At 38.7% G+C, this 26,116-nt stretch carries 16 protein-coding genes; 6 read left to right on the forward strand and 10 right to left on the reverse strand.

The genetic code is table 11. The features are described 5' to 3' along the window. Positions 1-23: 23 nt before the first annotated feature. A complete protein-coding gene (gene ata, locus ABFY81_RS06040) occupies positions 24-6,554 on the reverse strand; it encodes a trimeric autotransporter adhesin Ata (RefSeq protein ID WP_347913321.1) in 6,531 nt (2,176 codons plus the stop codon). Positions 6,555-7,343: 789 nt separating this feature from the next. On the opposite strand from ata, the gene lon reads away from it, so the two are divergent. The 4 genes from lon to ABFY81_RS06060 all read left to right on the forward strand — a co-directional run bounded on the left by lon (position 7,344) and on the right by ABFY81_RS06060 (position 12,722). Then, positions 7,344-9,773: an endopeptidase La gene (gene lon / locus ABFY81_RS06045; RefSeq protein ID WP_347913322.1), complete on the forward strand. Its 2,430-nt coding sequence runs from the start codon at positions 7,344-7,346 to the stop codon at positions 9,771-9,773. A gap of 300 nt (positions 9,774-10,073) precedes the next feature. Next, on the forward strand, positions 10,074-10,553 hold the full coding sequence (gene rlmH, locus ABFY81_RS06050) for a 23S rRNA (pseudouridine(1915)-N(3))-methyltransferase RlmH (RefSeq protein WP_002054393.1): 480 nt from the start codon (positions 10,074-10,076) through the stop codon (positions 10,551-10,553). Between the two features lie 112 nt (positions 10,554-10,665). Beyond that, entirely contained in the window at positions 10,666-11,442 is a 777-nt protein-coding gene (locus tag ABFY81_RS06055; protein WP_263613187.1) for a class III extradiol ring-cleavage dioxygenase, read from the forward strand. Between the two features lie 170 nt (positions 11,443-11,612). Further along, positions 11,613-12,722, forward strand: a complete 1,110-nt coding sequence (locus ABFY81_RS06060) for an META and DUF4377 domain-containing protein (RefSeq protein WP_347913323.1) — start codon at positions 11,613-11,615, stop codon at positions 12,720-12,722. A 55-nt stretch (positions 12,723-12,777) separates the two neighbouring features. On the opposite strand, the gene gdhA is transcribed toward ABFY81_RS06060, so the two are convergent. Beyond that, on the reverse strand, positions 12,778-14,181 hold the full coding sequence (gene gdhA, locus ABFY81_RS06065; RefSeq protein ID WP_347913324.1) for an NADP-specific glutamate dehydrogenase: 1,404 nt from the start codon (positions 14,179-14,181) through the stop codon (positions 12,778-12,780). Between the two features lie 271 nt (positions 14,182-14,452). Here gdhA and ABFY81_RS06070 point away from each other — a divergent pair, with 271 nt between their 5' ends. Then, complete coding sequence (locus ABFY81_RS06070; RefSeq protein ID WP_347913325.1) at positions 14,453-15,244, forward strand: RnfABCDGE type electron transport complex subunit B; 792 nt, start codon at positions 14,453-14,455, stop codon at positions 15,242-15,244. Next, entirely contained in the window at positions 15,245-15,931 is a 687-nt protein-coding gene (nth, locus tag ABFY81_RS06075; protein ID WP_004703053.1) for an endonuclease III, read from the forward strand. Here the strand turns inward: nth and ABFY81_RS06080 are convergent. The 8 genes from ABFY81_RS06080 to ABFY81_RS06115 all read right to left on the reverse strand — a co-directional run bounded on the left by ABFY81_RS06080 (position 15,928) and on the right by ABFY81_RS06115 (position 26,108). Next, positions 15,928-16,110: a hypothetical protein gene (locus tag ABFY81_RS06080; RefSeq protein ID WP_019456871.1), complete on the reverse strand. Its 183-nt coding sequence runs from the start codon at positions 16,108-16,110 to the stop codon at positions 15,928-15,930. The genes nth and ABFY81_RS06080 overlap by 4 nt on opposite strands. Before the next feature lie 64 nt (positions 16,111-16,174). Next, positions 16,175-17,359 carry a VWA domain-containing protein gene (locus tag ABFY81_RS06085; RefSeq protein WP_347913326.1) on the reverse strand — a complete coding sequence of 395 codons (1,185 nt, stop codon included), beginning with the start codon at positions 17,357-17,359 and terminating at the stop codon, positions 16,175-16,177. 3 nt (positions 17,360-17,362) lie between these two features. Continuing rightward, positions 17,363-19,720 carry a DUF5682 family protein gene (locus tag ABFY81_RS06090; RefSeq protein ID WP_347913327.1) on the reverse strand — a complete coding sequence of 786 codons (2,358 nt, stop codon included), beginning with the start codon at positions 19,718-19,720 and terminating at the stop codon, positions 17,363-17,365. 76 nt (positions 19,721-19,796) lie between these two features. Beyond that, positions 19,797-20,879, reverse strand: a complete 1,083-nt coding sequence (locus ABFY81_RS06095) for an AAA family ATPase (RefSeq protein WP_060465434.1) — start codon at positions 20,877-20,879, stop codon at positions 19,797-19,799. Positions 20,880-20,911: 32 nt separating this feature from the next. Continuing rightward, entirely contained in the window at positions 20,912-22,549 is a 1,638-nt protein-coding gene (locus ABFY81_RS06100) for a hypothetical protein (RefSeq protein WP_347913328.1), read from the reverse strand. After that, the gene (locus ABFY81_RS06105; protein ID WP_347913329.1) at positions 22,540-23,871 is read right to left on the reverse strand and encodes an SWIM zinc finger family protein; all 1,332 of its coding nucleotides are present in this window, start codon (positions 23,869-23,871) and stop codon (positions 22,540-22,542) included. The genes ABFY81_RS06100 and ABFY81_RS06105 overlap by 10 nt, the downstream gene beginning before the upstream one ends. 185 nt (positions 23,872-24,056) lie before the next feature. Further along, positions 24,057-24,710 (reverse strand): adenylate kinase, encoded by a 654-nt coding sequence (gene adk, locus ABFY81_RS06110; RefSeq protein ID WP_002117671.1) that lies wholly within the window; start codon positions 24,708-24,710, stop codon positions 24,057-24,059. Positions 24,711-24,794: 84 nt separating this feature from the next. Beyond that, entirely contained in the window at positions 24,795-26,108 is a 1,314-nt protein-coding gene (locus ABFY81_RS06115; protein WP_004703059.1) for a hypothetical protein, read from the reverse strand. Positions 26,109-26,116: the final 8 nt, after the last annotated feature.

Here is a 26,116-nt window from a genome sequence, read left to right on the forward strand (position 1 = left end):
TTGCTACTCTCCTAACCAGTTTCTTAGTTAATAACACCACTAATACCAATACGAACGCTTGGCTCACCTTGAGAAGCAGCTGCTACACCACCTGTGATTGACCAACGGCCATTGTCAGAGGTTTTACGTAAGGTCACACCGACTGCGTTCTCACCACCATGATATGCAGCACCAACAGCATAGGTATATTTACCTGCTACAAATGGCGCATTTTCTAAAGCCATAGCAGCAGCAATACCCGCATTGGCTTTTTTCTCAACGTCATCAATACGTTTATTGGTGTCATAGAATACTTGTTGTAACTGATCTCCCAGATTGGTAATTTTGTTGCCTAATTCTTGGTTCGACTGATTTAACGTACCAATGGCATCATGAATATTGTCTTTACCTGTTCCACCAATATTCTTAGTCGTGATTGAACCATCACTATTTACTGATGTATTTCCACCAATACTGTTTTTAATACTGTCTGAAATATTGTGAATCTGACCACCATTTACGGCTTGGTTCGAACCAGCTTTAATCTCGCCATCTTTAACACCTTGGATAACTCGATCACCGTCTTTACCAGCCATATTTACGCTAGTACCACCCGTGTCTTTACCGACCGTGATTTCAGCATTTGGTTTTTGCTGTTGAACTAAACCGGCTTTACCATTAGAAATGTTGTCAATGTTGTTCTGAATGTTCTTAATATCATTCGAGTTCTTATCGACCTGATTTTGAACATTCCACAATTGGCCACCATTTACGGCGTCTTTAGAGCCTTCAGCAACTTTACCATCAGCTACATTTTTCAGATTGGTACCTTTATCTCCACCACCTAAAGTGACTGAGTTCTTGTCGACATTGCCATTTTTATCTTTGTCATACTGCACAGCATGATCAGAAAGTTTGCCAATATCTTTACCAATTTGATCTTTAATTTCATTAATTTGCTTATCTAACTGGCCTTTATTGACTACGTCTTTTGCATTAACCCCATCTGCAACATTGGTGATTTGCTTACTTCCAGCATCAATACCATTAATTGTGACACTTGGACCGTCTTTAATGATGAGACCTTGCTGATTCAAGATATGACCACCGACATTTACACTGTCGAATTTCACATCTTTTAGCATCTCAATTTTGATGCCATCTTCTGTGGTACGAGTAATAATGTTTTCACCACTGGTTTTATCTTCAGCAGTTTCTGGATTAGCACCACCTACAATATTAATGGTGTCACCAAGCTTACGATGAACAGCTTTACCCTGAGTTGCTTTCTGGTCATTTGCACCAAAATTCAGCCCTTTTTGGGTCAAGTCATTTACACCATTAGTGACTTTGTCATCTACCGACTTGATTGCGTCATTGATATTGTTTTTACCCGTGCCACCAATGTTATTAGTCGTCAGGCTACCGTCTGGGTTTACAACTGTATTTCCACCAATGCTATTTTTAATACTTGTTGAGATGTTATGAACCTGATTGCCATTTACAGCATCTTGAGAGTTTTGTGCAATAACGCCATTCGCGACATCAGTAATTTTCTTACCGCCGGCATTAATGCCATCTTTAGTCATGCTTGGACCATCTTTAATAGTCAAACCATTATGATTAAGTATGCTATCGCCTGTAGTAACGCTATCTAAAGTTAGATCTTTCTTGGTCGCTACCTCGTAGTTAGTACTACCATCTTTATTAACAGATTGTTTTACAACAATGTTGTCACCTTCAGTTACGGTCGTTTTTGCTTTAGTCGCAGTATTTTTTACTTCACTAATTGCATCATTAATATTGTTTTTACCTGTTCCACCAATGTTATTGGTCGTCAGGCTGCCGTCTGGGTTTACAACGGTATTTCCACCAATGCTGTTTTTAATACTGTTTGAAATATTGTGAATCTGGCTGCCATTTACTGCTTCTTTTGAAGTCGATGAAATGTTGCCAGCTTTCACGTTATCTAAAACCGTGCCGTCTTTACCTTTTAAGGTAACTTTATCTTTGGTTTTGGCGTCATCGTATTTCACCGCAGCATCATCAGTTGCATTTTGCTTGGCAGCAAGATCATCTAACTGACCTTTATTCACTGCATCTTTAGCATTTACACCATCAGCTACATTGGTAATTTGTTTACCACCTGCATTAATACCGTCTTTAGTAATGCTTGGACCTTCTTTAATAGTCAAACCGTTATTGTTCAAAGTGGTATTGCCAGTAGTCACACTGTCAAACTTCGAGTCTTTTAATAGCTCAATCTGAATACCATCTTGAGTAGTACGGGTAATAACATTTTCACCACTGGTCTTGTCTGCTGGAGTTGAAGCAGCTGCACCACCTACAATGTTGAGCTTCTCACCAAGTTTACGGTGGACATCTGCTCCACTGTTGCCAGCAAAGTTCAGGCCTTTGTTTTCAAGCTCAACCTTGGTATTGTCGATTTTGCTATTCAGCTCAGTTTTTGTGTTACCAATCGTGTTGTTTAACTCATTCTTGGTATCGTTAATCTGAGTCGTTAACTGATCTTTAGTCATGTCTAGCTTGGTGTTGGTATCAGTGATTTTGCCATTTAAGCTGTCTTTGATTTTAGTTACCTGATCAACATTCACTGCATCTTTAGCATTTACACCATCTGCCACATTGGTAATTTGTTTGCTACCAGCATTTATACCGTCTTTAGTAAGGCTTGGACCTTCTTTAATAGTTAAGCCATTATTAGTAAGTACGCTATCGCCTGCAGTTACGCTGTTTAATGTCAGATCTTTTTTAGTCGATACTTCGTAGTTAGTACTACCATCTTTATTAACAGTTTCTTTTACAACGACATTATCACCTTCAGTTACAGTGGTTTTTGCTTTAGTTGCAGTATTTTTTACTTCACTAATTGCATCATTGATATTATTCTTGCCTGTTCCACCAATATTATTCGTGGTCAAACTACCATCTGGATTTACAACTGTATTGCCACCAATGCTGTTTTTAATACTGTTTGAAATATTATGAATCTGGCTACCATTTACCGCTTCTTTTGAAGTAGATGAAATGTTACCTGCTTTCACGTTATCTAAAACCGTACCATCCTTACCTTTTAAGGTAACTTTGTCTTTGGTCTTGGCATCATCATATTTTACGGCAGCATCATCAGTTGCATTTTGCTTGGCAGCAAGATCATCTAACTGACCTTTATTCACTGCATCTTTAGCGTTTACACCATCAGCTACATTGGTAATTTGTTTACCACCAGCATTAATACCTTCTTTAGTAATGCTTGAACCATCTTTAATAGTTAAACCATTGTTGTTTATAGTCGTGTTACCGGTAGTCACACTGTCAAACTTCGAGTCTTTTAATAACTCAATCTGAATGCCATCTTGAGTGGTACGAGTAATGACATTTTCACCGCTTGTTTTAGCTGCTGGAGTTGAAGCATCCGCCCCACCCACAATATTGAGCTTCTCACCAAGTTTACGATGGACATCTGCTCCACTATTGCCAGCAAAGTTCAAGCCTTTGTTTTCAAGCTCGGTCTTGGTGCTGTCAATTTTGGTATTTAATTCAGTTTTCGTATTACCAATCATGTTGTTTAACTCAGTTTTAGTGTCATTAATCTGAGTTGTTAACTGATCTTTGGTATTGTTTAACTTGGTGTTGGTATCGGTAATTTGATTACCAAGATCATTCTTAGCATCATTTAAATTCTTGTTGGTATCTGCGATCTGATTACCCAAATCGTTTTTCGCATCATTTAACTGATTATTTGTATCAGTGATTTTGCCATTTAAGTTATCTTTCACTTTGGTGAGCTGATCAACATTCACTGCATCTTTAGCATTTACACCATCTGCTACATTGGTAATTTGTTTGCCACCCGCATTAATACCTTCTTTAGTAATGCTTGGACCGTCTTTAATTGTCAAACCGTTATTGTTCAAAGTCGTATTGCCAGTAGTCACACTGTCAAACTTCGAGTCTTTTAACAGTTCAATCTGGATACCATCTTGAGTGGTACGGGTAATGACATTTTCACTGCTTGTTTTTGCAGCTGGAGTTGAAGCATCCGCCCCACCTACAATATTGAGCTTCTCACCCAATTTACGGTGGACATCTGCACCGCTATTACCGGCAAAGTTCAAGCCTTTGTTTTCAAGCTCGGTCTTGGTGCTGTCAATTTTTGTATTTAATTCAGTTTTCGTATTACCAATCGTGTTGTTTAACTCAGTTTTAGTATCATTAATCTGAGTCGTTAACTGATCTTTGGTATTGTTTAACTTAATGTTGGTATCAGTAATCTGGTTACCCAAGTCAGTTTTTGTATCATCTAACTTTTGATTTAGATTGGTAATATTCTGAGCATTTTTACTAATATTGCTCGTGTTTTGGTTTACACGTCCATCAACATTTTTAAGCTGGCGTACTGTTACCGCATCTGAGTCAGCTGAGCCATCTTCAACATTGGTAATACGGCGTTCTTTTCCAGCCGACCCAACAGAAATAACACCATTAGATTTAGAAGCATCACGATTGGTCAGGAAAGAGCTTCCTGTCGCTTCGGTTGCTACAGCATCTTGGCCTAAAGCAACACTATTTTTAGCTTCTACTTTACTACGTGCACCTAAAGCGACACCACCTTCAACTAAAGACTGGGCACCTTGACCAACTGCAACTGCATTTTCTTGGTCGGCAATTGCACCACCACCAATGGCTGCAGCATTTTTACCAGCTGCTTTTGCACCGCCGCCGACAGCAGCAGCATTTTCATTTGTAGCCTCAGCCCCTTTACCAATTGCAGCCGAGTTATCACCTGTTGCTTGTGCAACAGCACCGAATGCAGCAGCACCTTTACCTGAAGCATTAGACATGACGCCAAAAGCAGATGAAGCATCACCAGTTGCTTTAGATGTCATACCGAAAGCCGATGAAAATGCACCAGTACCTACAGCTTGAGTACCTACAGCAGTTGAGCCGTGATTCGCTTCAGTTGTTGGATACTTACCTGCTTTAAGTATCCCTCCCGTAATTTCTGTATAGGTTTTACTCAGCTCAGCATCTTGTGCAATTTTATCTACATCATCACCACCAATAGCAACAGAAGAGTTTCCTCTTGCAATGACATCGGCACCAATCGCAATCGACTGATCTCCAATCGCTTTGGTCTGGTCACCAATCGCAATTGATTGGTTGCTATAACCAGACGGTGTCCCTTCTGCTCCTTTAGTCGATGCATTACGGCCAATCGCAACATCACCACTGCCAACTGTTTGGCTGCTGCTACCCATTGAAATTGCACCAATTCCCGTTGCTCGTGCATATCCACCAATCGCCATTGCATCACGAGCAGTAGCAGAAGTATTCACTCCAACAGCAATTGCATTACGTCCAGTCGCCCCATCATTTTCAAAATTGCTGCCTTGCTGACCATTATCATTAATACTGACATAATGAGTACGAGCCGCTTTTAACTGACGTATGGTGGCAGCATCCGAATCTGCTGAACCGTCTGCTACATTTTGAATACGGCGTTCACTTCCCACATCACCAATTGATAAAACACCAGTTGGAGCTGATTGTTTAGTTAAGAAACTTTCACCCCTAGCTTGGACTGCTTTTGAATCTTTACCTACAGCAATACTATTTTCAGCTTCTGAACGTGCACCTTTACCAATTGCTACACCACCATCAAAAGTAGCTTCAGCTTGGTCTCCAATCACAACGGCATTATCTTTTTGTGCTTTTGCGCCTGTACCAATTGCAACAGATTTTTTACCTTTAGATTCTGAAAATGCACCAATCGCTAAAGCATTTTCTTCAGTGGCCACTGCGCCACCACCAAACGCAATCGAGTCTTTACCCGTTGCTTTTGTTGCCATTTTAGGTTGATAAGCAGCACCCGCCTGTCCCGCAACTGGGTCAGCGTTTTCAATATCTGGCGAACCAATTGCAATTGAACGGTAACCTTCTGCCGTTGCCGAGTGACCAATTGCTAAAGAGCCTTTACCTGTAGCTGCTGCAACATTACCAATGGCTTGAGAAAAATCGGCAGTCGCCGCAGATTGGCGACCAACCGCAAGAGCAGTATTTCCAGAAGACAAAGCTCCAGTACCAATTGCTACACCTGAAATACCTTGAGTTGTCGCATAAGAACCAATTGCAGTACCTAAACCTTTCTCAACTACAGCGCCAGTACCGACACTGATTGCTCCACCTTGTTTCATTGCACCAGCGTAAGCACCAGTAGAATTATTATAAGGATTGTTACGGTTTGCGATGTTAGAGCCTGTTCGGTCTTGAGTTTGGGCTCCACAACCAATAGCGACATCTTTTTGATTGGCAGTACTTGCATTCCCTTCACGACAAGAAGTGGTACCTGAAATAGATGTTCCTTGGCCTACTCCACCCTCGGTATTTGTTCCTGCAAAAGCATTTGGCGTAAAACTAATTAAAATAGTTAAAATAATCGCTGATGCATTTAAAGTTTTTGATTTAGTCTTTGTTTTACCTTTTGCAATTTCAGATGTTGCAACCCATGCTCCAATCGAAGCATTCCAAATGACCTTATAAACTTTATTCATAAAAATTCTCAGACAAATACCAAACTCAAAGACCAATAAAAATGTACAAATACATTTTTAAAATTTTCGGCCCAAAAAAAGAGGCGGCATCCTAATTGAATAAATTTAAAGGGTAAATATAAAAACAAAATAATGATAAGAAAAATTGTGATTTTAATCACAAATTACATTTTTATAATTAATTTCAAATTACTGAATTTAATAAATAAAAAATTAATTAACGATAGAGTGTTTTGTTTTTGTTAAAAATAAGTAAACTTATTTTAAAATAGAATAATAACTCTAAATATATGATTAATTTTTATAAAGTTAATAAAAATAAATACATTTTAAAATACATCTGTATATTATAAAAATAGAATATTAACTCTAAAATAAATATCATTATTAATATAATTATTTTGCAAAAATCATTTAATTTAAAATACACCTGTATATTATAAATAATAGTGTATTTATTTCACTCATAATAAATTATAAAATAAATAAAATTTTAAATATACTTAATAAAAATACTTATTATAAAATAAAACTAAACAAAACATTTGTTTCGAAAACTGACCTCCTTACTTGTACGGCAAAGAGTAATTATTAAGTAAAAATGCTTAGCTTCACTACAAAATTTTATTCTTCTTAAGAATTAATCTATTGATTCATAACATTTTAAAAAAAAAGTTGACTAAATTAGTCATTTTTTCAACATTTTCTATTGTCATGCCCTTGTAATTTTTGAAATACACATCACTATAAAAAACATGGCAACCTCGTTGTCACTCATTAGGAGTGCCCATGTCTGAACTTATTATGAATGAAAAAACTGACTTAGAGCCTCAGGTTCCAAGTGTATTACCACTATTAGCCTTACGTGATGTTGTGGTTTATCCACACATGCAAATTGCGCTATTCGTGGGTCGTGAAAAATCGATCAATGCAGTTGATGTGGCTCGTAACAGTGACAATTTAGTATTTGTAGTTGCGCAAAAAGATTCGCTTACAGAAGAAATTGATCACGACAATTTATACCAGTACGGTACAGTCGCTAAGATTGTACAAGTAGTTAATCATGAAAATGATGAAAACTGCATTAAAGTACTTATTGAAGGCTTACATCGTTCTAAGCTCACAAAAATTATCGATGAAGATAGTTATTTGACTGCTGAACATGATCTAAGTCCAATGACTATTAATGTAGATAAGGCAACTCAAGAAACTCGTTTACAAGAGTTACGTAACTTATTTGCTCAATATGCAGAAGCAAAATTACGTAATGCACGTGAACTCGTTGCTGCTGCCAATAAAATCGAAGACTTATTGCAACTTATGTTCTTCGTAGCAACTCGTGTACCTCTAAATATTGAAATTAAACAGAAGTTTTTAGAGCACGATGAGTTTGAAGCACATTTGCAAGAGTTAATGAACTACTTGATGAATCAATCTGCTGAACAGCAAATTGAGCAAACTTTACATGACAGCGTAAAACGCCAAATGGAAAAGAACCAACGTGAATACTTTCTAAATGAAAAAATGAAAGTCATTCAACGTGAACTTTCCGATATGAATGGCGGTGCTGAAGACGACGTTGCTGAAATTGAGAAACGTCTTGCTGAAGCTGATTTACCTGAACACGTACGCAAAAAAGCTGAAGCTGAGTTCCGTAAACTTAAAGCAATGCAGCCAGCATCTAGTGAAGCTGCCGTTGTACGTAACTATCTAGAAGTGATTTTAGATACGCCGTGGAACAAAGCAAGTAAAGTCAGTATTAACTTAGCTAAAGCACAAGAAATTCTTGATGCTGACCACTATGGTCTTGATGATGTTAAAGACCGTATTGTTGAATACTTAGCTGTTCAATCACGTGTGAAAAAACTCAAAGGCCCTATCCTCTGTTTAGTAGGTCCTCCAGGGGTTGGTAAAACTTCACTCGGTGAATCAGTAGCTAAAGCAACAGGTCGTGAATTTGTTCGCATGGCGCTTGGTGGCGTACGTGATGAAGCAGAAATTCGTGGACACCGTCGTACTTATATTGGTGCGATGCCAGGTAAAATTGTGCAGTCTTTAACAAAAGTTGGCGTGAAGAACCCATTGTTCTTACTCGACGAAATTGACAAGATGGCGCAAGACTACCGTGGTGACCCAGCTTCTGCATTGCTTGAAGTACTTGATCCATCACAAAACAGTAAGTTCAACGATCACTATTTAGATCTTGATCTTGACCTTTCTGAAGTAATGTTCATCTGTACCGCAAACAGTATGAATATTCCAGAAGCATTACTGGACCGTATGGAAGTCATTCGTCTACCGGGTTATACCGAAGATGAAAAAGTAAATATTGCTGAGCGTTACCTTGTTCCTAAAGCAATTAAGAACAACGGATTACGTCCAAAAGAGTTAACAATTCATGAAGAAGCGATTCGTGACATTGTTCAACGCTATACACGTGAAGCTGGTGTTCGTAGTTTAGAACGTGAAGTCTCTAAAATTGCGCGTAAAGTGGTAAAAGAAGCGGTAAGTAAAAAGTCTAAAAACTTACAGCTTGACGTTACCTCTGCCAATCTTCCTGAATATCTAGGTCCACATAAATTTGACTTTGGTATGGCTGAAGACGAAGCACAAGTAGGCCGTGTAAATGGCTTGGCGTGGACTTCTGTTGGTGGTGAGTTACTAACTATTGAAGTTGCAGCTGTTAAAGGTAAAGGTAAATTTATTACAACCGGTTCACTCGGTGATGTAATGAAAGAATCGATTACCGCAGCAATGACTGTAGTACGTACACGTGCTGACGAACTTGGTATAGAAGCATCTCGATTTGAAGAAACTGATGTACACGTTCACTTACCTGAAGGTGCAACTCCAAAAGATGGTCCATCTGCTGGTTTAGCATTAACAACTGCACTTGTATCAGCATTTACTGGTATTGCGATTCGTCCAGACATCGCAATGACAGGTGAAACAAGTCTTGGTGGTCGTGCGATGCGTATCGGTGGCTTGAAAGAGAAACTTCTTGCTGCACATCGTGGTGGAATTAAGCTTGTCTTTATTCCTCAAGATAACGTTCGTGATTTGGCAGAGATTCCTGACAATGTTAAAGAAGGATTAGAAATCAAACCTGTGAAAAGCATTGATGAAATCTTACCTTTAGCATTAACTGCAATGCCAAAGCCTTTACCCAAAACACCGATTGTAAAACCGGTGGAAGGTTCAAAAGCAGCGCGTCACTAATTGAAAAATAAAAAAAAGAGAGCTTCGGCTCTCTTTTTTTGTTACATAATTTGATTGAAAAATATCCAACCATCCTCATAATAAGAAGTAAGAGTGATTAATTTTATTATTTACTCTTATCTATCTTATGTTACAGATAGCCTTGTTTTTATTCTCTATGGTCATCTGAACTCCAGACAGATGATCATTTGATCGCAGTCCAACACCATTTTTTGGACTGCGTTTTTTATGCCCAGTTGCACCCCGCGGTTATCATCTCCTCAGGTATAATGTGTCAGCTGTTTTGACTGAATAGACCACATGAAAATTCGTATTCTGACCATTGGTCAAAAAATGCCTGCTTGGGTACTTACTGGTTTTGAAGATTATTTCAAACGCATCCAGCCTTTTGTCCAGACTCAAGTGATTGAACTTCCAATGGCAAAACGCGGTAAAAATGACTCGGAAGCGGATATTTTAAAATACTGTCAAATTGAAGGTGAAAGTATTTTAAATGCGTTAAAACCAAACGAGACACTCATCGCTTTAGAGGTGGGTGGCCGTGAACTCAGCACAGAAAAGCTAGCTGACACCATGAAACAATGGATGCTTGAAGGTAATGATGTTGCACTGGCTATTGGTGGCCCAGATGGTTTGTCAGATCAAGTACGTAAAGCGGCTGCTTGGCATTGGTCACTCTCAAAACTTACCATGCCCCATCCTTTAGTACGTGTTTTATTAATCGAGCAGCTTTACCGAGCGATGAGCATTAATCATAATCATCCTTATCACCGTGCATAAAAAGAACAAACGTTTCATTTTAAGAACAATCCGTTGAAATCAGAATACTTTTAACATGTCCTGATTTTGGCATAATGACTATTATTCTGCTTTTCAACTCAGGTGTAATGAAATGGAACTACAAACCCTTCCCGGACTGTTTATTTCACATGGTTCACCCATGCTTGCACTTGATCCAGAACAAGTGGGTCCTGCTTTACATCGTCTTGGTATAAATCTACCTACTCCAAAGGCAATCATCGTGATGTCTGCTCACTGGGAAAGTAAAGCACTTGAAGTAAGTAGTTCGACTCGTCCGGAAACATGGCATGACTTTCGTGGTTTCCCACCAGAGTTGTACGAGATTCGCTATAGCGCACCTGGTCAACCAGAGCTTGCCGAAGAAATATTGAAGTTATTGGCAGATGCTCATTTTGTTGCACACGCCAATAGTACTCGTCCTCGCGACCACGGTGTATGGATGCCTCTTTTACACATGTATCCAGATGCAGACATTCCCGTTGTTGAAATTTCTTTGCCGATGACCTTAAGTGCTCAAGAAATTTATCGAATTGGACAAACGCTTGCACCTTTACGTGAAAAGCAAATTTTATTGATTGGTTCTGGAAGTATTACCCATAATCTTGCTGAGTTGTCTTGGCAAGGTGACAATTCAAAAGTTCCTGAATGGGCTTCAACTTTTAGAAATACTGTCGTTAATAAGCTTTCACATCAAGATTACGATGGCGTGTTGGAATGGCAATCACTGCCTTATATAAAACGTAATCATCCAACTCTTGAACATTTTGCACCGTTATTTTTCGCTATGGGAACTGGTCATCGTTTTACGATTGTTCATAGCAGCTTCACAATGGGTTCATTAGGTATGGATATATATCGTTTTGATTAATTTTTAGGAAATACCCCGTTTTCGCGGGGTATAGCATTATTTTTATTAAAAATTCGAATAATTTACAAACTTATACATTTTAAAAACCGAAACAATCATATGTTTACATTTTCTTTTTTTAAGAATGTTTTAAGCTTAGTGCTGTTGTTTTTTTTACTTGAAGTTTTTAAATGAAAATTAAATATTTAATTCTTGCGTTATTACCTTTTTCTTTGATGGCGTGTCAAACAGTTTCACATACTCAAGCTCCAATTGTATCTGAGCAACAACAAAATCTTGCAGCAACTCTAAGTGAATATACTTGGACTTACCAAAATGTAAAAGCATCTAAGCCACTTGTTCTTAACTTTAATGCAGACGGCAAATTAGCAATTAACACAGGTTGTAATGGTCAAGGTGGTACTTGGAAAGTTGAAGGTAACCAGCTTGTAACCTCTCCACTTGCATCAACAATGATGGCTTGCCAAGACGATTTAATGAAACAAGAACAATTGTCTAATAGCATCTTTAGTGAAGCAAAATTGCCAATTGAAATTAGTAACAGCAATGGTCAGGTAATCTTAAGCATGACAGATAAAGCAGGTCAAAAGCATATTTTCCAAGGCGTAAAAGCAACTAATACTCAAGCTTTAACTGATTATTCTTGGTCATATCAACCTGAAAATACTAAAAAGCCGATTGTTCTTAACTTCACAAACGACCGTTTATCTATCGCAACAGGTTGTAACCGCCAAGGCACTACTTGGAAAGTTGAAAACAATACCATCGTAACTGCTGATGTAATGTCGACTATGATGGCCTGTGAACCTGCATTAATGAAACAGGAACAATTCTCTAGCAGCCTGTTCCAAAAACGTGCGATTCCATTTGAACTTAATACATCAAATGCCGATCAACCAACATTGACAATCGTTGATGCTCAAGGTCAGAAATATACGTTCACAGGTAAAATGACACCTGAAGCAAAATACCAGTCTGAAGGTAAAACTGTTTTTCTTGAAGTAGCGCCAGAAACTAAATCTTGTACGGGTGTTGCGCCACAAACTTGCTTGCAAGTTCGTGAAGTTAAATATGATGACAAAGGCGTTAAAACTTATGCCGACAAAAACTGGTCATTATATTATGGTCAAATCGAAGGTTTTGAACACAATCCAAACCAACGCGTAATTTTACGTGTAAAACGCTTTGAAGTGAAAAACCCAGCAGCAGATCAATCTAGCCAAGCAGATGTGTTAGATATGGTTGTAGAGCAAGAAATGGTTAAAAAGCCTAAAAAATAATTTTTAGACTAAAAAAAATCCGATGCTTTTGCATCGGATTTTTTATTTCTATATTTTAATAAATACCTTGTGCAAGCATCGCATCAGCAACTTTTACAAAGCCTGCAATATTGGCACCATCTACATAGTTCACAATACCGTCTTCTTTAGTACCGTATCTAACACAATTGGCATGAATGTCTTTCATGATTGCATGTAAGCGTTCATCAACCTCAGCATGTGTCCAGCCCAAACGAATTGCATTTTGAGACATTTCTAAACCAGAAGTGGCCACCCCACCCGCATTAGATGCTTTACCCGGAGCATATAAAATCTTAGCTTCAATAAAATGTTCAACAGCTTCAAGTGTAGATGGCATGTTAGCGCCTTCAGCTACACAAATGACACCATTAGCGATCAGTGTTTTAGCATCTTCATCGGTTAATTCATTTTGTGTTGCACATGGTAAAGCAATATCTACAGGAATATGCCAAGGTGTTTTACCTTCAAAATATTCAAAGCCATGCTTAGAAGCAAACTCTGAAATACGTCCACGTTTAACGTTTTTCAACTCCATAACTTCAGCCAGCAACTCATCTGTAAAACCATTTTTTAGATAAACAGTACCATTAGAGTCCGATAAGCTGACCACTTTTGCGCCCAAGAACATTGCCTTTTCCGCAGCATATTGAGCAACGTTACCAGAACCAGAGACCGAAACAGTTTTACCAGCAAAAGATAGCCCACGTGTTTTTAGCATTTCTTCTGCAAAATAAACCGTACCATAGCCTGTAGCCTCCGGACGCATTAAGCTACCACCAAATGAAATTCCTTTACCAGTAAATACACATGCAGTGTCATTACTGAGTTTTTTCATCATGCCAGCCATGTAGCCCACTTCACGCGCACCCACACCAATATCTCCAGCAGGGATATCGGTATTTGGACCTAAATGACGGTAAAGCTCAATCATGAGTGCCTGACAGAATCGCATAATTTCAGCATCAGATTTACCTTTAGGGTTAAAATCTGAACCACCTTTCCCACCACCCATTGGTAAAGTGGTCAGTGAGTTTTTAAAAGTTTGCTCAAAACCTAAAAATTTCAAAATAGATAGGTTGACCGACGGATGGAGACGCATTCCCCCCTTGAATGGACCAATTGCTGAATTATATTGAACACGAAAAGCACGGTTCACTTGAGTCTGGCCTTGATCATCCATCCATGAAACACGAAATTGAATTACACGCTCTGGTTCAACCAAACGCTCTAACAATCCCTGCTCTGCATATTCCGGATTTTTTTCAATAAATGGCCACAAGCTTGTCATGACTTCTTCGACAGCTTGTAAAAACTCAGGTTGATGCGGATCACGCGCTTGCACGTAATTCAGGAATTCATTCAGGTTGTTATATTTCAATGCACGGTCCTCAGCATAGTAATGAATTAAATTGGTGCAATACATTTTAAAATGCATCATTTAGCAGCAAAATATTAAATCCCTTTCCATCAATTTTAACAATAGTTATTTTAAATTATTTTATTTTTCTTAATTATCATAAAGTTAATTTTAGAAAAACTATCTAAAAATCAATAATAGTCATTTATCATTTCAATTTTTTTGATCTATTATTGTGCAATATTAGCTACATTTTAGGTCAATCAAAAAGCCTATAAATTCGTTAAAATCCATTGACCTTACTTAGGTTTTTCTTCATTATCGCATCGTTTTAAACAAGCTATTTTCCTCTATGAATCCATCTATTTCTCTCATACGCGAGATCGATGCGTTATTGCCACAAACACAATGTGGTTTATGTGGACACCGTGACGGTTGTCTACCTTACGCAAAGTCAATTGCTGAAGGTGAAGATGCAAATAAATGTGTTCCTGGTGGACAGCCAGTGGCCGATGCGCTCGCAAAACTATTAAATCGCTCGTCGTTACCTGCTGAAACAAGTGTATGGCCTGTACAAGCCGATGGACGCCCACAACGTATGAAAGCGATTATTCGTGAAGACGAATGTATCGGATGTACAAAATGCATTAATGCCTGCCCTGTAGATGCCATTATTGGTAGTGGTAAGCTCATGCATACGATTTTAACTGATCTATGCACAGGTTGTGAGTTATGTATTCCACCCTGCCCAGTTGACTGTATTGATCTGGTCGAAGACACTCAAGCTTTACCAAATGAACAGCAAAGAATTGCGGAACAAAATGATTTAAGACAACGTTACTACGCGCATATTCAACGCGAAGAGAAACGTCGTATACATCGCAAAGGCCCTGTCGTACGCGCTGAAATTGACACACAATTTTTTGCAAAGTTCTCTCAAGCACTTGATGATCTGCCTTCAATTCAAATCATTGAGAAGCCGAAAGAAGTAATTGTAAATGACGCAAAAACGACTATTGAATTAGCTAAAATTCGCACACAAATTAAAAAGTTGGAAAAGCAGCTCAGTGTTCGAGAAGATTCAAAAAAGCGTCTTCAACTTGATGAATTACACCAGCAACTCACTCAATTACAGGAGGTCTGAATGGCCGTCAAAAATATGACGAAAAAGCAGATTCAAATTTTCTTTGAACGCCTTCGTGAACAAAGACCTTCTCCAGAAACCGAATTAAAATATTCATCACCTTTTGAATTATTAATTGCCGTCATGTTATCGGCACAAGCGACCGATGTTAGCGTAAACAAAGCAACAGATAAGCTTTATCCTGTCGCCAATACTGCTGAAAAAATCTATAACTTAGGCGTAGATGGACTTAAAGAATATATAAAGACCATTGGCCTTTATAACGCCAAAGCTGAAAATGTCATAAAAACCTGTAAGATTTTAATGGAGCAATTTAACGGTGAGGTTCCAAGCAATAGAAAAGATTTGGAAGCTTTACCAGGTGTAGGACGTAAAACAGCCAATGTGGTTTTAAATACTGCTTTCGGACAACCAACTATGGCTGTCGACACGCACATTTTTCGTGTGGGAAACCGTACTGGCTTAGCAGTAGGCAAAAATGTACTTGAGGTTGAACACCGTTTAGTTAAGGTGATTCCTAAAGAATTTATTATAGATGCACATCACTGGTTGATATTACATGGCCGTTACTGCTGTATTGCCCGTAAACCGAAATGCTCAGAGTGTGTGGTTGCCGATGTGTGTAACTGGCCAGACCGCTTTGAATTTGGTGCTATAAAAGCAATTCCAACAAAGAACCTCAGTTAATCCTGAGGTTTTTTAATCTGCTGCAATTTAGGATGTAGTTGACGTTCTCGTCCGTTCTTTTTATTTTCCAAAGCCTGTTGTTTCTGCACATGACGTAGCATTTTTTGACTTTGATATAGTAAAAATAACAGTAGAGCTAAACTTAAAATTACCACTACAATCAAAATAATTTTCAGCAAAGAAGTATCCTCAATCCACTCAAACTTTGAGTGTTATATGCCATAACATAATCTTTAACTACTATTATGTCAGATTTTGTTGGCTTGCATACCATGCATGAATATCCTGTTTTTCAATTGCAGTTGCCATGAGTTCGGGAAATTGATCAGGTGTACAGGCAAACGTTGGAATCCCCATATCAGCAAAGATCTGTGCATGTTGAGTGTCGTACCAAGGGGCACCATCATCAGACAATGCCAGTAGCGTAATGACTTGTACCCCACTGTCCAGCATTTCAGCCACTTGTTTGAGCATTTGCTTAGCATCACCACCTTCACATAAATCGCTAATGAGGATAAAAATCGTGTCTTCTGGGCGAGTAATTTTACTACGGCAGTATTTAATCGCTTTAGCAATATCGGTTCCCCCACCTAACTGTGTGCCGAATAACACATCCACAGGATCTTCTAACAAAGGGGTTAAATCAGCTAACTCGGTATCAAATACAATCATTTGCGTACTGACTGCACGGATACTTGCCATCACCGCCGCAAAAACACTGGAATAAATCACTGAAGGAGCCATCGAACCACTCTGATCAACACAGAGTATAATGTCTTTTAAAGCCGTTTGTTGACGTGGATGTCCATGTAACTCATGTGGAATAATGGTTTTAAAATCTTCTTGCCAGTGTTTCAAATTGGCCTGAATAGTGCGCTTCCAGTTAATGTCTTGCATGCGTTTAGGACGTCGTGTATGGGCTGAACGGTTAATACTGCCTCTAATCGCTTGCTGCAATGGTTGTTTTAGTCGGTTTTCAAGCTGCTCTACCAACTGACGTACCACAATACGTGCAGTTTCTTTGGTTTTCTCAGGCATCAAATGATTGAGTGAAATCAAAGTTGAAACCAAATGAATATCAACCTCAACACTCGCCAACAATTCAGGCTCTAACAACATTTGCTGTAAATTCAAACGCTCTAAAGCATCTTTTTGGATGACTTTCACTACCGAGGATGGAAAATACTGACGAATATCACCTAACCATTGCGCAACTCGAGGACTCGAATGCCCAAGACCACCTCGGCGATTAGGCTGCTGCGTCTGATAAAGTTCATTCAAACACTCTTGCATCTTACTATCTTGCATCGACCAATTCGGTAAATGCGAAGTCGAATTTGGGACTTGTCCTAAAATCAAACGCCAACGTCGTTCTTGTTCCGCAAAGTCTGATTGTTCTAAAGTGATTAGTTCTTCATTCATGTTCATCACTTAAACCTCGACAGAAACAGGCTGTAAATATGTGTATATTTCATCTAATACCGTTTGAGCACGTTCGATGTCTAAAGTACCGAGCTCTTGTTTGATTGTGGTCGATTTTAGCGTCACTTTCTGAATTAATTGCTGTGATTCAGCAGGACTAAAACTGGAGGCTGTTCTCGCCAAAATTGGCAATAACTCAATAAATTGCTGCTCTTGTAATTGATTGACCCATTGGCTCACAGTATCCCAAAGGCTTTGCTCATGAATCAATAACAAAGCTTGATGAGTCAGAAAACCTTCAAACCAAGCGGCACTAAAGTCGGCTGTCTGCCCAATCGATAAAGCTCGTGAGAGAAATCCCTGTGTCTGTTCCACATCAATTAACTGCTGTTCTCGTGCTAAACGTACACAACAACCATGCAAATAACCTTGCATATATTCCAGCTGCAATAACTGTTGTAAGGTCTCCTGCCAGAGCTGCAATAATTCATCATGTTGCAATTGTTCTAAAAGTTCATATAAGGCTTGTAGTTGTTGAGCAAACTGCTGCGCCATTTCGGCATTCAGTTGTACACAATAACTTGGCAAACTCAACATCAAACGAATCGCTAAATGTTCTACCACTTGATGCAAATGTTGCATCGAAAACTGGCGCACGCTGCCATAACGAATTGCGGTAATTAGTGGCTTTAAGGTTGCCAAAATAATACTTGGATCTTGATGCTGGGTGGTAAGTTCATTCAGTTTATCCAAAGCCAAATTTAAGCTTTGGTCCAAACCAGACAATAAAATGCTTTCAATCAGTTGAGCAATTTGTCCCACATCTTCACACTGTTTGATCTGATGTTCTACATAACTTTGCGTAGCAAGTTGCACGCTATTGCCCCACAATGACATTTCATTCAGATATAAACTACTTTCAGGCTGCCAAGACAACTGCCAAATTTCTTTAAAATTCCCTTGCTTCGCACCTGTATCTGCTAACTCTGCCCAAGCAACGCCAAGTAATTTAATACAATGCAGAAATTGACTTTTTGCCAAGTCGAATGCTTCACGTAAATCTAGCGTAATATCACGATGTGGTGCTTCAAGTTTTAAGCGAAAATGCTTCACTTGCTGTAAAAAGTCTTTTTGAATTGGCAACTCAATCAATTCAGCAGGTACTTGTCCCAATTGCTCATCTTCAAGCAATTTAGCTAAAATCGGTTGTGGAATATCTAAACCATGATTCAAGACCGAGCGAATTACCTCAAACAAATCTTCCAAATCAGGGATACGGCGTCCACGTAATTGCAATAAAGATTGGATCAGTTGTACCGCATCAATAATTTGGGCACTAGAGGCGTCATGACCTGCTTGGCGTAAGGCTTGGGCAAATTGACTTAACCAATCAATGGTAATTTTTTCGCCATCAACATTTCCGTCTAAAGCTTGTTGGTAATGCTTCCAAAGATGGGTATACCACCCAACCGCTTGTACACCTGCGCCATAACCATTATCTCGGCTCAATCGTCCATGTGTCCACGCAATCCATGCAGCATCAACTTTGATTTTAGGCAAACCTTTCAGTAAAGCGGTATCCGCTTTAGTTTGAGCTTTTAAATCCACCAACACTGGTGCATGCCATGCACCACAAATCACCACAATATTTTGATAGCCTTGCTTTTCTGCCTGCTTAATCACTTTGCGCATATAGGCTTCACGATACTGCTCCAGTAATTGATCTTCGCTACTGTAATTTTCAGGTTGCTGGCTTAGTAAATGATCACGTAAAGCTGCCATCGCATCGCTAATAGCAGTGAACATTTGTCCAGCATGTGGTTGCTGTTCGACTAGATGTTCCCAAAACCGTTCACTATCTTGATAGCCAGCCTGTTCAGCCAATAATTGAATTGGATCTCGACGAATCGAAAGATAATGTTGTTCCAGATTATATTCTGACTCAATATCATCTTGCTGATTCAGCTCAACCTCTTGTTCATCTGTTAATGCCTGTTCATCCACCGAAGCTTTCTGTAGACGTTGTTCTGCCCATTGTTTTTCTAATGCAAAACGATGTTGCAAGGGTAGATCCATAAACTCTACTGCAACTTGCTGACGCAGCGCATATTGTAAAGCTTGCCACTCAGGTGAAAACTCAGCAAAAGGATAGAAGACCGCCTGTGATCGTACTTCTTTTTGTACAGGAGTATTCAACAACAATGCTACAGGCGGCTTAAAATCGGCATGTTGTAATTGAGCAATGATTGGATTGGCATCAGGTGGTCCTTCAATCAGAATACAATCGGGTTGAATCGAAGCCAAAGCATTACATACACTACGTGCCGAACCAGGCCCATGATGACGAATACCGAGAATATGCAGCATTTTTCTATCCTTTATTTCAATCACATCTTCTCCTTTTCAAGGAGAAGATTGGGATGAAGTCATTTATTATTAGGTTTTATTCTAAATCACGACAAGCACGATACAGGTCTTGCCAACCCTCACGTTGTTTAATCACGGTTTCCACATATTCTTTCCAAGGCACAAGATCTTGAACTGGATCTTTTAATACAGCACCCTGTAAACCTGCTGCTAATTCATGGTCAGTTAAATTACCTGAACCAAAATGCCCAGCCATTACCCAACCATGACTCATCACAGAAATAGCTTCAGCTGTTGATAAGGTACCCGTAGTGGTTTTTAGCTTTTGCTTACCATCTAAAGTTTGTCCATGACGCAACTCTCTAAAAATCGTCACCAATTTTTGAATTTGAGCATCCAAAGGCTGAATCTCGGGAAGTTGCAAACTTTTACCTAATGACTGAACACGCTTTTGTACGATCTCGACTTCTTCTGAGATTGTGGCAGGCGGCGGTAAAATTACCGTATTAAAACGACGCTTTAACGCAGAGGAGAGTTCATTCACCCCTTTATCACGGTTATTGGCTGTTGCAATCACACTAAAACCTTGTATCGCTTGATACTCAATACCGAGCTCAGGCACAGGCAGATTTTTTTCAGAAAGCAACGTGATTAAAGTATCTTGAACATCTGCAGGAATACGAGTTAATTCTTCTACACGAGCGATCTTTCCTTCTTGCATCGCGCGCAACATCGGGCTTTTGACTAATGCATCTTCACTAGGACCTTTAGATAAAAGTTGTGCATAGTTCCAGCTATAACGTAAAGTATCTTCACTAGTGCCAGCCGTACCTTGAATCAGTAATGCACTATTTCCAGAAATAGCGGCTGCTAAATGCTCAGATACCCATGATTTTGCCGTACCCGGCACCCCTAATAATAACAATGCTCGGTCAGTTGCCAAAGTTGCCACTGCAATTTCCATTAAACGGCGATTACCAATATATTTAGGTGAAATCACAGTTCCATCAGCTAAAGTGGTCCCCAATAAATAATCTACAACAGCTTTCGGTGAAAGTTGCCATTGTGGTGGTTTTGCTAAATGGTCATGTGCCTTTAATGCATCTAATTCATGAGAAAACTGTTGTTCTGCACGTGCACGTAAAACTTGTTGAGACATGTTGATTATCCTAATTTATGATTTATTGATCATTAAGAAATAAGTTTTTGTTTATACTGAATAAAATTACTCATTTGTTTCCATTCAGAAATAGAAAAAAGAGGTTGTAGACAACTGAAGTCTATTGGATAAGCTTCCAAAATCAGCCATTGCGCATGCTCTTTTAATAATGCAAATTTATTTTGATCCTGCTGCAAGTCCAAATTCCCATACGCGTGTTGTATTAACACAGCTGCCATTTCTGAAATTTTCTGATCTTGATGTAAAACTTTTGCTCTTTGAAATACATAGCAAAAATGTTCTAAATCTTGATTTCGATAATAGGACTCAAGTTGTTCTAATAATAATTTGCTTGCTGGCTCCTGATCTAGCAAACCAAAGATTGTCTCACGCTCGATCCTGCTTCGAGTTGATATTGTCACAGCTTCATACCATTTGGTCTGATGTTGATAAAACCATAAAGCTAGATCACGGCGCTGCTCTCGGTAACAGCACAAAATAAATGCGCTCCACAGTGAATCTTTTTGTCGCGAATGTAATAAAAATAAATGATCCCAAGTACCAAATAATTCTAACCAATAGGCAAGTGGTAATTGGATTAAAATTCTTTTGAGATAAAGTACGCCCTGTGAACTTTCACAAAACTCCTGATAAGCCTGTTCGACTTGAGAACTTTGGTAAGCCGTTTTTAAACTTTTACGGCTTTCAACCAAATTTGCTTCTCGATCAAAGAAACCATAATCATTCAATGCATCATCTTGATCTAAGTTAATGTTGAATTTAACTTTTCTGGCTTGAACATCGTAGCTTAAACATGCACGCAGTAACGCCATAACCTCGTTATAGAGGGTATTATCTTGATAATATAAATAAAAGCTTAATGCTGCATTATTACGTACTGTCGCTGCATTCTGGGGTTCTAGTGTTTTCACATGCTGGTATAAAGCTTCAAATTGGGTTACTGGCATGTTATATGTCACTAGACTTTCAGCATGACTTTGCAAATGATTTTTCTGAATAGATTGTGACCAGAATTCCGCAATATACTGGTTAATAAAGTCTGGTAATTGACCGCACAATTGGCTCATCAATAAAGACCAATCACTATTTTTTGATTTCAACAACTGACGGATCAATGGTTCGGCATTTTGTTGTTTCAAATATTTCCACACTCTTTTCGCATCATCTACACGTGTTGTCACATCTCCCTGAAATGCAAACTCAGGTAAGACTGATGCCAATAACACTAGGTTCCGACACAGTGGTAAAACTTTCAACACCAAATAACGTGGAATCACTTGCTGCTGTTGTTGAGCAAGTTTTAAAATTTGATTAACCCAATCCTGATATAAAAATGGCGACTCTTGTGCAACAATCCATTTCAAAATTTGCACGAGCCCATCATCTAACTGCTTTTCATTTTCTATCTGATCAATCTGTGCGATATTTTTCTGAAATGTTTCGGGCATCTCTTGCAGTTGATAACCTGCTTGTTGCATCAGCACCCAATATTGGTTCAAGACCAATAAATCTTGGGCTGAATCAATCTCTTTAGGTACATAAACCTGCAATTCCTTAGGAGTTTTGATAACCTGCTTAAATTGCAGCCCTAAAGTCAGCTTGAGTAGTAACTGCTGATTAAACTCACTGTATGATGGAGTTAAAGACATTCAAATTGCCCTCCTTGCCAAATACTAACGAGTTTTAGTTGTAATCCATTCCATTCAACGCCTGCACTAAATGGCTCAGCCCCCACTAAAAACCATAACTCAACAAATTGTTTAATCTCAATTTCACACATTTTTTGATTCTGATCGACCAAATAAATTACTTTGTCATGTTTAACTAAGTGCAATTGCTCAAGCCAAAAAAAGCGTACTAACTGTAAAGGATATTGTTTTAAGCCATTCGCATATTGAGTAAATGCCTGATCAAAATTTTTAAAGCCTTTTGGCGCAACGAGCGTTAGGCTCAAATCATTGAACGACATTAAATTATCTTCTAAACGAAGACGTTGTTGGCTTATCACTGGATAAAGCTTAGCATTTAAAGCCAATTGTTTTTGATAAGGTAAGGTCACTCCAAAACTTGAATGAGGAGGTATTTCAAAATCCAGTATCAAGTAATCACGTAGGTTCTGACTATCCCATAACCATTGACGACGATAACGTCCACGAGTATTCACCAACTCCTGTGTTACTTGTCCTAAAGCGTATAGACCAAATTTATGAACTGGTATGTTATCCCATATATCAGCTGGCAAATTAATACCAAATAACTGTTTTACCTCTTCATACAGCTCAGGTTTAAGATGATGACGATTCTGCCATAAATGAATAGCAGTTTGTAATTTAGCCAACCAGAATGAACTTTCTATTTGCCAGTTGGTTTGATACAAAGCACTAGAAAATTCATCTAAATAACTCACCAAACCTGCAACTTGAGCATCTACTAAACGGCTTTGAATATCTCTGAATTTTTCGTGTTGTTGTTGGCGTAATCTTGCTAGCCCTATAGTAATTACATCATTTAGCCATGTTTGTAATGCATAAATCCCAGCATCCATTTTTTTCTCACGCGCCAATTGGCGTTTAAGTCGAGCTTCTTCATCAATAGGTTTATCAATCTTGTTTTCTTTTTTCTCAAGTGTTTTCGTTTTTTTATCACGCCATTTTTGTACACGATCAGGTATGTTTTGTTGGTCTGATTGCACAATAAATTTATCTTGATACTCGGTATACACTAATAATAATGCTAAGGCATGTTTACAAGGCCGTTTAAAACTTGGACAACTACATTCACACTTCAATTCAGGTAAAAAAATTGCACTTTGATAAATTGAACTACCTTGAATTTCTCCCCAAATCCATTGGTCAACTGAACCAGATATATTATTCCATGCTTCAAATTTCGCTAGTTTTTTAGCTGATTTCGCTGAACTTGCATCTGGAATAATTTGTTCCACCTGATCAGACTGAATCGTCAGCAACATAATTAACCCTTTAAAATAATTTTTTAATTTCAATGTTTTGGTTTATAGAATGGGACACACTATAAATGTTTTAAATTTAATTTTACATACTATTATTACATAGTGCGACATCTTATGTCGCCAACTATTCTTGATATAAAAAAACTGCTCAATGTAAACATTAAGCAGTTTCAATAAAAATAAAATTATTTGTCTAAGATGTTGAACAAATCTTTTTGTACATCTTCAATTGTACGTAAGCCATCAAGCTTGTCATAAGTTGGTGCATTTTCACCAGAAGCAGCACGACCTTGGTAGAAACCAACTAATTGCTCTGTTTCAGTATGATAAGACGCTAGACGCTTACGGATTGTTTCTTCTTGGTCATCTGGACGTTGAACAAGATCTTCACCAGTTTCGTCATCTTTACCTTCCACTTTAGGTGGATTGTATACAGTGTGGTAAACACGACCAGAAGCTGGGTGCTGACGGCGGCCAGAAAGACGTTTTACGATTTCTTCGTCAGGCACATCAATTTCAATCACGTGATCAATGCTGATGCCTTCTTTTTCCAATGCTTCTGCTTGAGGAATAGTACGTGGGAAACCATCGAAAATGCAGCCATTTGCACAGTCAGGTTGAGCAATACGTTCTTTTACTAAACCGATAATAAGTTCATCTGAAACTAAACCGCCAGATTCCATTACGCTTTTAGCTTTTAGACCAAGTTCAGTACCTTCACGAATCGCAGCACGGAGCATATCACCGGTTGAAATTTGTGGGACATTGTAGCGCTTACAGATCAACTGAGCCTGAGTACCTTTGCCTGCCCCAGGTGGTCCGAGTAAGATAATGCGCATAAAAAACATCCTCATTTAAAACAATGAATGAAGTCTGGCAGAAAAAGTCTCATTAATCTTCAATAGATCCTGCCCGACGTCGAATTATAAGAAAGCTACAAACAAATGTATTGTACCAGCAATAAATCCGGTTACCCCACCTAATACAATAAGAATCCACTCGTCCTCTTGAAATGCAGGACGTAATAAATTCTGAAACTCTTTTGGTGTTAGTTCACGAATACGCTCTTTAAACATTTGAAAAATCTTCTGTGCCCGGCTTGCATTTAGTGCAGGGTCACATACGGGTCCCATCGTAATTTCAATTGAACGATCAATCAAGTCCGTCTTTAATCTTGCGTACTCTCTTGGCCCTAAAGAAAGCTGTAAAGATGTACGAACAAGTGGTGTTTCCATAATTTCGTTAATATGACGCTTCACAATACGGCGCGTCTTATCTTTACGCGGCCCATACATCATTTCAGTCATAATCGATTTTAAGGTGATCAGATCTTCTGTAACTACACTTGAGAACACATCAGAGACTTCCTCTTGACGCTTCATGAAAGCACCTTGGAAATTATACGTTCCAATTCGAAGAACGGGTACAATCCAAGGGAACTTACGGTCTTTTGTTAATCTAAAAATCTGTGGGTAACGAATATAATTTGGTTCAATTGGATTAAATACCATCCAGATTGCAATCCAGTTGGTTAAAAAACCCCAAATTGAAGCCCAAAACGGAACAGTCCAGTGCCAAGGTACAACGAACCAAACAACCATTTGGAAAATACCAAAGAACATCCCGATTAAAGCACTAATATGCCAAATAAAGTTGATCTCTTTTTGGCCTACTTTTAAAAACATACGTACCATTAAACGGCGATCACCTTCCATCTGGCTCACGACCATTTCACGCATATTCACCAGCGACTCGACGTTCATGGTCAGCTCAGTCACTAATTCTCTTAATACACCGGGTAATTGTTTATGCGCCTGTGCATAAATACGGCGTTTAATTGAATAAGGCAAATTTTCCCAAAGTACGGCATTACGATCGATCATCACCTCATCAATCAAATGCTCAAGTTCAAATCCGACTTGCTCACCAATAATACGTGCCATGTCTTCAGGGTCCATGGCCTCTAAAAACTCACGTAAAGAACCTAATTTAGATAAAGTATTATCGGTGATAATTCCTGAAATACGTCCAGCTTTGCGCGGCACAATTCCTTGCCAACCGACTGGTAAAGGGCCTAAATGAAAACCCCAAAATTTGATTGGGTAAAATACCATTTTTAACGCCATCCACACATGTGCCCATGTGACAAAGGCAGTAACTGGGATGATACTTAAAACGGCCCAAAAATCAGGTCTGTGTAAAAAGGTCTGCCACAATCCGCTGACGTACTCTAACATGTAAGACT

Origin of the sequence: Acinetobacter sp. WA-87, assembly GCF_039938935.1 — a bacterium.
Lineage (GTDB): Bacteria > Pseudomonadota > Gammaproteobacteria > Pseudomonadales > Moraxellaceae > Acinetobacter > Acinetobacter seifertii.